This window comes from Bacteroidota bacterium (assembly GCA_034439655.1).
Taxonomy (GTDB): Bacteria; Bacteroidota; Bacteroidia; order UKL13-3; family UKL13-3; genus CANJUD01.
In genome coordinates, this window is the sequence record JAWXAU010000080.1 from 1 (window position 1) to 7,378 (window position 7,378).

A 7,378-nucleotide genomic window follows, 5' to 3' on the forward strand; every position below is an offset into this window, starting at 1 on the left:
CCAAGCGGTTGAAAACTTACAATCTTTCATAGTTGAAAAACTTTTAGTTAAAAAATGAATGATGCTTGGTGTATTATTTGGTATTATTGGACATAACGTTTGCTTCCTTGCCTGTGCTGACGTTTAGGAAGCATGGGCAAGGAAGCTGTAGTTGGGCGTTTATTTTAGTTTATGCTTGCGAAAAAAACTCCAAATCTCTTGCTCTGCAAGAATATCTTTATTTGAATTTGGTGCTTCAATGCCGGGCCATCTGTGACCGCCGTCTATAATTTTATATAACTCCACAGTACTGTTTCCTTTACAATTTTGGAATATGATATGTTGAACTGTACTCCCATCGGTTTGATTCTTATCATCCAAATTGATAGTTATGGATTCAGAAGCGCATTGGTTTACCCTTATCCAAAAATTTAGCAATGTATCAATAGCCGCAAATACAATGCCTTCGCTTTCTCCTCCGTCATAAGCAACAAGGCGATCTTTTGTGCCATGAAACTCAACTATTGGTACCGATATTGATGGTTTATAAGTTTTTATCCGCTGTAGTTCCATACTCCCGCTAACCGAAGCAAATGCAGCTATTCTATTGCTCAGGTTACAAGCTAAATCATATACAAAGAACCCGCCAATGCTAAAACCGGATGCATAAATTCGAGTAGTATCAATATTCAACTTTTTGATGGAATAGTCAATTAAGTCCGAGACAAAAAGCACATCGTTTTGCGTTGCACAACACGAAAATACATTCCAACCTTGCCCAGACTTTGGAGAACGTGGGTCTATTAACCCATCTGGAGTTATTAATATAAAGCCAGCTGTATCGGCGATCTCCCGATATTTTATTTTTTCTTCAAAAGAAAGTGCAGTTTGAGTATTGCCATGGAAATTAAAAACTAAAGGGAGCGGTTTTCCACTATCGTACGATTTTGGAATATACATGCGAAAGGTTCGGGTAAATCCACCGCTTACGATTGAATCTGAATAGTTTTGTTGAGCCTTCAAATAGGTTGGAGCCCACAATGTCAAAAAAGTAAAAAGTAAAATCTTATTCATGTTTTAAATCTTAAGTTATTGATTTATAAAAAAAGAATGTTTTTAAGTTGGAACTAGAGGTGAATTTATTTTATCGTGAAAACTTCTTTGCTAATTTATTCGCCTTACCTGAAAACTGCATTTCAGCCTAATCAATCAGCTCTTAGCACCTACCCAAATATAGTTCTGCTGTTTCGACTTGGGCGTTTGTATGATTCATCACCTCATCACTACAAATCGGCGACTAATAGAAAAACCTATATCGGCGCGTATCATTAGAAAATAAACACCGGGTATAATGCCGTTTATATCAAGGTTGGATTTTAATATTTCGTCTTTCGGGTAAAAATGTATCAACTTTCCATTCACATCAAAAATGGTTATGCTTTCTGCTTTTTCGGCAAGCAGGTCGTTTGAGTACTTAATATTCAGGTAATTTTCTGCGGGGTTTGGGAAAACTTCAAACGCCCAATCAACAGTATTTGCTTCATCTGCTGCCAAAATAGTCGGGTCGGTAAATACTTCTACACTCCCCGTTGTTTGCGATTGTTCAGCCCACCAACCACCTCCAACAGCAATTTTATTCCCCCAAGCAGCGCAAGCGTGTTGAGTTCTGTTTTTGTTAAGTGTGCCAGCAGTCCACGTGCCGTTGTCTGCATTGAATATGTCCACTATATTTGTTGAAGTATTCAGAAAATTAGTTGAAATATTGTAGTTCCCACCGCCAATAAAATATACCTTATTGCCAAGCGTAGCAGAGGTCAAGCCCGTTCTAGGAGATGAAAGTGTTGCTTGCGTCCAAATATTAGTTTCGGTATTCAAAATATCTACCCGATCCGTTTTCCCGATGGTGCCGCTAGATTGGTTAAAGCCACCCGCTAATAGCAAATACTTTCCTACTGTAGCAACTCTACCACCTTCTCTGCCAAGGGAAACCTCGTCTGTAGTCCATAGTCCCGTGTTAGAATCATAGACATCAACCTTAGTTGTATGGATATATGCATCCCAATTTGTTGTACCACTACAGAACCAGACCTTCTTATCAATAACTCCTGCCTTACAATCTGATCTGGCCTGAGACAAATTATCTGATGTCCAAGTATTATTTGCCGGGTCGTACACATCAATAACGGATAATACGACACGCTGGTTATTTGACACCGTTACGCCGCCAGCAAACATTATTTTTCCATCTACAACGGCAGCAGAAACTTCTCCTCTTGCAACGCTAAGATTTTTGGTGCTCCAAGTGCCTGACAAAATATCATAAACATCTACTACATTAAATACTTGGATAAAGGCAGCGGTATTTACATATTTGTACCCTCCAGCAAAATATAATTTACCCTCATGAGCAATAGCGGAAATGGCCATTCGGCCAACAGAAAGGCCACCATTAGCCATGCTTACAGAATTTGTCGCCAAATCCAATATCTCTAATTTGGTATTGTAAGTTGTGTTGGTCACAAATTGTGTCTGAGGGCCGCCTGTAAAATATATTTTTCCTTGGTGGGCAACGCTGCAATTACCAAAAGAGGCAGTAATCGTACTTGGGAGTTCGACCCACTGAGCCTGTACGTCCGCATTTGATAGAATTGATAGAAGCAAAACAAAAGGGAATATTTTGTAAATTTTGGTCTGCATAAGATGAACGTTTTAAGATTATTGAATTCCAAAATATCGCTTTTGGGTTGCGCATTACTCACTTTTGGCGGAGCCTTTTAGAGTTCTCCCCGTCAGACGGGTCCATTTTATTTTGTCTATGGTATCGCCCAACGGGAGCATGGGCTACGTGGCCGCGCTTAGTCGGCCATGTGAGACCATGCAGTGTTGTCAGATTTACATTTATTTATTTGGGGTGTTTTTCATTGTATCTATTCCTTGTTCGAACTTTCGAACGGGACGATGACTTTGTTTTTCTTTTGCTCACCAAATCGAAATTTTACCTTTCTTGCCGTTCTTGCTTTTGAAGTTTTCATATCTATAGCCACAACGTATACAGACACAGGGACCGTTTTCTTTTCTTCACTAACAAATATTCGGGCATCTGACAAAGCAAGTGATACACCCTTTTCATAATTGAGAGCACAGTAAAAATATTGACTTAAAGGATCTCCGAGGCCAGTCGTGAAAATCTCATAACTTTCCACTAAATAGTTTTTGCTTGCTTCTTTCTCCTTAACTTTAAAATCAAAATTGATTATTTCTTTGCCTTTAATTATTTGAACCTGTAGATTTTCGTTCTTAGGGTTAATTGCAGGTATTGCTATGAACTTGGTAATTCTTTGAGATGGAGTAAGCACTAGTTCTTCAGGCATATTCATTCTGTAAGCATTTTTAATTTTTTCAGGTTCGTCTTTCAGGTTATTCTCAAAATATTCAATCCCTAGCGGATAAAGTAATTCTTCTCCGCCAACGACTTGTAATTCTTTTAATCTTATTTTTTCAATTTCATTTCCTTTGTTTTCAAACGTAACTTTAAAAACGCTGAGGTACTTTTGATTAATTTTGTACGGATTATAATTATCAGCAAATAGTTCGACATCTGAAAGACTGGCTACCTCTCTCCCATTATTGCCATATTCCTTGCCGTACAAAATCCTTAACATGAGTAGATATGCGGTGTAAGAGGGAATAAGATTTTCTTTTTCAAGCTTGCTTACAGCATCAATTCCATTGATTTTGCCCTTTACATAAGCTCTTTCTGATTTTGATAGACCGTCTAACTTACTTTTTTCTTTTTCAATGGCTGTGGCAAGTTCCTTTTCATAATTTCCGTCACGGCTGGCTGCCTCAAAAGTTTCTCGATTGATACTCGCTGCATCAATCGGTGTAATGATGACATCTACTTTTCCCAGACTAGATTTTAAAATTTGCTCAGGAGAAAATATTATGTTGTAGTAGTTGTGACTGATAGTTTTTTTTGAAATTTTCGTCGAAGGCGCACAGCCAACGAAGGCATAGGACAAGAGTAAGAGCGAAAAAAATTGAGTTGGTTTCATTTTTTAATATTTTAGTTTCTGACAACGTTTGGATGTGCGCTGTGCCGCCGTGCGTTGGCTTTGAGCGTGGGCTTTCGGCGGCATGGGCGTATATCCTTTGTTGGCTGCTTATGTTATGATTTTTCAAAGATTTTTCCAATGAATAGCCCAATAAGCCCCATTATCAACCCTACTACTCCTATTTCTACACCCCAAAAACCAACCCCAAAAAATTTATTTGCAATGATTGGGAATAAACCCAAAACAAGTGCGAGCCAACCTGCTACTCTATTATTTACACCAAATAACGGACCTAATAAGCAAGGTAATAAAGATGTTAACCCCGCAAGTTGGACTTGAGCAAGATTAACTATAAAAAGTGGAGGTTTAGAAGATAGAACAATACCCAAAATCAAAATAATGCTTGTGAAAATCCTAAAAATTCTTTTATTCTCTCTTGTGTAATCAAGCATGGCTGAATCTCGTATTATTCCAGTGATAGCAAGGAGCAAGGAGTCAATTGTTGAAACAGCCGCTGATATAACTCCACTGATGAAAAGAACGGAAATAAACAGAAAAACATATCGAAAACTACTTTCACTCAAGGTGGTGAATAGGCTTCTAAGTACATCTCCTGATACGAAATCAGGGGTAGAAACTTTTAGATTTGCCGCAGCGTACAAGCCCATTAATCCCGCAAACATGAGTACTATGGTTCCAACTATTGGATACCATATAAATAGAGGTTTCAAATCCTTCTCATTTTCAATTCCCATTAATTTTTGAGAGACTTGTGGTGTTGAAATTGAAATAAGTGTAAATATTATTCCATAGGAAATTAACAGCGGTATGGTAAAATACCCTTTTGGTCCGGGTATGGAGAGCAACTTCTTTTCATTTAATGATGCAACTTGGGTAGTGAAATCAGAATCGAACATCAAATAAATAATTAATAAACCAACTACAGATGTTCCTATTACAAGCAAAATACCCTGAATTAAATCCGTTTCAGCATCTGCTTTTGCTCCTCCTGAATATATATAAGCACCTACAATGACACAACAAAGTAAAGTGCCTAATATGTAACTAATAGAACCATTTGAAATACTTACTAAGAACTTGCCGACCCCAGCAATTTGTAAAATTAAATATGGAAACAATACCACTATTGTAGTTAATGACAGTACTATGGTTAGTGCCTTTGAGTTATATCCTGATGTTAATAAGCCAACAGGTGAAGCAAATTTATCTCTATTTTCTTTTGAAAGCCGTATTAACTTTCTTCCAATGAAATGCATCGTAAATGGAGTAAGAATAATTCCAATCCACATGAACCAGAATGCGCCAATTCCATGAGCATAAAACATTGCAGGCAACCCAACCACCGTAAATGCGCTAAAAGTTGTCGCAAACACGGAAAAAAAGATTCTCTTTTTATCAAGAAAACCAACGGCTGTAAAGTACTCGCTTATGCCTTGAGCCTCTTTGTAGGTTTTGATTGTTGCCCACAAGCCAATAAGTAATGAAGTGATTATTGCAATCCAAACCGAAATGATTTCGATATTCATATTAATTAGTTTAGAAAGTTACAGAAATGATTGGATTATCAGTAGCGAAGTTGCTTCGTATTCGGTGCTTAATATTTTCAATTAAATTTTTAGACTCCGTTGCACTTTCTTCGCTAATGATTTTTGTAATTGAAAGCCAAGTTTGTGTATCTTTTGAGATTATTTTTTCAAAAGTTGAAGAAGTGACACAATAACGATTAGTTTCAGTAGGTTTTTCAAGGGTAATTGGTGCTATTTGTTTAAGGTTAGGCTTAGTCCAATTGGGCAAAAACAACATTTTATAATCTTTTTCTGTAATAGTAGAAATAAGTGCTTTTACGCTACTATAACTACCCAGTAGCACAAATGCAATATCTTTAGAAAGTAATGACTTGTGATTTTTAGCGTCAAAACCAATCTTGATTATTTTGGATTGACTGTTGATAGTTTTTATTTTATCTATCAAACGATTTGCAGCAATTTCATAACCTTCATCATAAAAAACACGAATTTCAACAGAATTGTCAACTTTTTCCAGTAACAAACTCGCTAATTCGTTTGAAAAACTTAGTAGCGATATGTCAACTATATCGGTTTTATTAGAATCAACAACTTCTTGAACTGAAAAAATTGGCATTGATAGTTTAATGCCTGAAGGCAACGCTTTTTTCCATTTATATTCAGGTCTGTCTACCGCTGATATAAGAATTATATTTTCATCAATTTGCCCAATCGACAATAATTTTCCAATTTCATTCAGATTTTGGGTTTCAGTATTCGGAAGTAATTCAGGATGAAATTGAGGTGTCTCATCATCATAAACAATATAAAATCTTTTATCCTTTTTTTCTCTTATTAATTGAGGTATTAGCAATATAGATGATACAAGAGCGACTAAAAGCATATACTTTACATGAGTAGGTGCTTTGTTCGACTGATAAGCATAAAAAATAACTATGGACAAAGCCAACAATATTATAAATCCTAAAACTATGCTTAGCCACAATGGCATATTACTTAAAAAATCATTTGCTTTTGTGATGTACTCTATATGGAAATCATCCAACCAGCCCCATAAAACACCAAGTCCAGCAAAAATTGTCCAAAAGGATAACCAAATTTTCTGGGATAGACTTATTTTTTTTCTTGAGTTCATGCGTTTGGGGTTTATACAAAATGAATATTGTATTTGGAAGTGATTTCGATTACCTTTTCAATCTCGCTCATGCCTTTGCTTAATCGAGATAGTTCTTCAAACATAACTTCTAACCCAGCGGGAAATATCATCAATATTGTTTTCGCTTTTTCAGTTCCAACGACTTCCCAAGCGTGCGGAATGCCTCTTGGGCAATATATAGTATCTCCGGCTGTCACAAATTTGGTTTCATCTCCAATTGTAACCTTCAACTTTCCCTCAAGAACTCTGAAAAGTTCATCTTCATTAAAGTGGATGTGTTTTGGGATTCCAACTCCAGGCTCGTCAAACTGTTCTATTAACGTGAACTGTCCGTTTGTGTCAACGGATGTCATTTTAATTGTTTGATTATCTCCTAAGACATTCATTTTTCTACCTTGAGAGTTCTTAATTAAAACTGGTTTATTCATTTCATTTTTATTTATTTTGTTGCAGCCAACGTTACGCTTCCCGAATGTGCGACGCTTAGGAGCAATTTCCGGGAAGCGATTGTTCGCTTTATATTATCGTAGTTTCATTTTCAGAACCACCTTTACATTCCTGTATTTGCTACGTAAGCCTACCACCAACCCCATCTTGTACCTGCCACTTTGCTGCCTGATCTTTGTGCAAAAATACACAAA

6 protein-coding genes are annotated in these 7,378 nt (G+C 36.7%); all 6 read right to left on the minus strand.

The genetic code is table 11. The features are described 5' to 3' along the window. Positions 1-159 precede the first annotated feature (159 nt). Positions 160-1,053: a PHB depolymerase family esterase gene (locus SGJ10_05095; GenBank protein MDZ4757500.1), complete on the minus strand. Its 894-nt coding sequence runs from the start codon at positions 1,051-1,053 to the stop codon at positions 160-162. Between the two features lie 198 nt (positions 1,054-1,251). Continuing rightward, the gene (locus SGJ10_05100; protein ID MDZ4757501.1) at positions 1,252-2,676 is read right to left on the minus strand and encodes a T9SS type A sorting domain-containing protein; all 1,425 of its coding nucleotides are present in this window, start codon (positions 2,674-2,676) and stop codon (positions 1,252-1,254) included. Positions 2,677-2,906: 230 nt separating this feature from the next. Then, complete coding sequence (locus SGJ10_05105) at positions 2,907-4,034, minus strand: hypothetical protein (protein MDZ4757502.1); 1,128 nt, start codon at positions 4,032-4,034, stop codon at positions 2,907-2,909. Positions 4,035-4,147: 113 nt separating this feature from the next. Continuing rightward, positions 4,148-5,581, minus strand: a complete 1,434-nt coding sequence (locus SGJ10_05110) for a hypothetical protein (protein MDZ4757503.1) — start codon at positions 5,579-5,581, stop codon at positions 4,148-4,150. Between the two features lie 10 nt (positions 5,582-5,591). Beyond that, a complete protein-coding gene (locus tag SGJ10_05115; protein ID MDZ4757504.1) occupies positions 5,592-6,716 on the minus strand; it encodes a hypothetical protein in 1,125 nt (374 codons plus the stop codon). 11 nt (positions 6,717-6,727) lie between these two features. Further along, the gene (locus SGJ10_05120) at positions 6,728-7,165 is read right to left on the minus strand and encodes a cupin domain-containing protein (GenBank protein ID MDZ4757505.1); all 438 of its coding nucleotides are present in this window, start codon (positions 7,163-7,165) and stop codon (positions 6,728-6,730) included. Positions 7,166-7,378 lie beyond the last annotated feature (213 nt).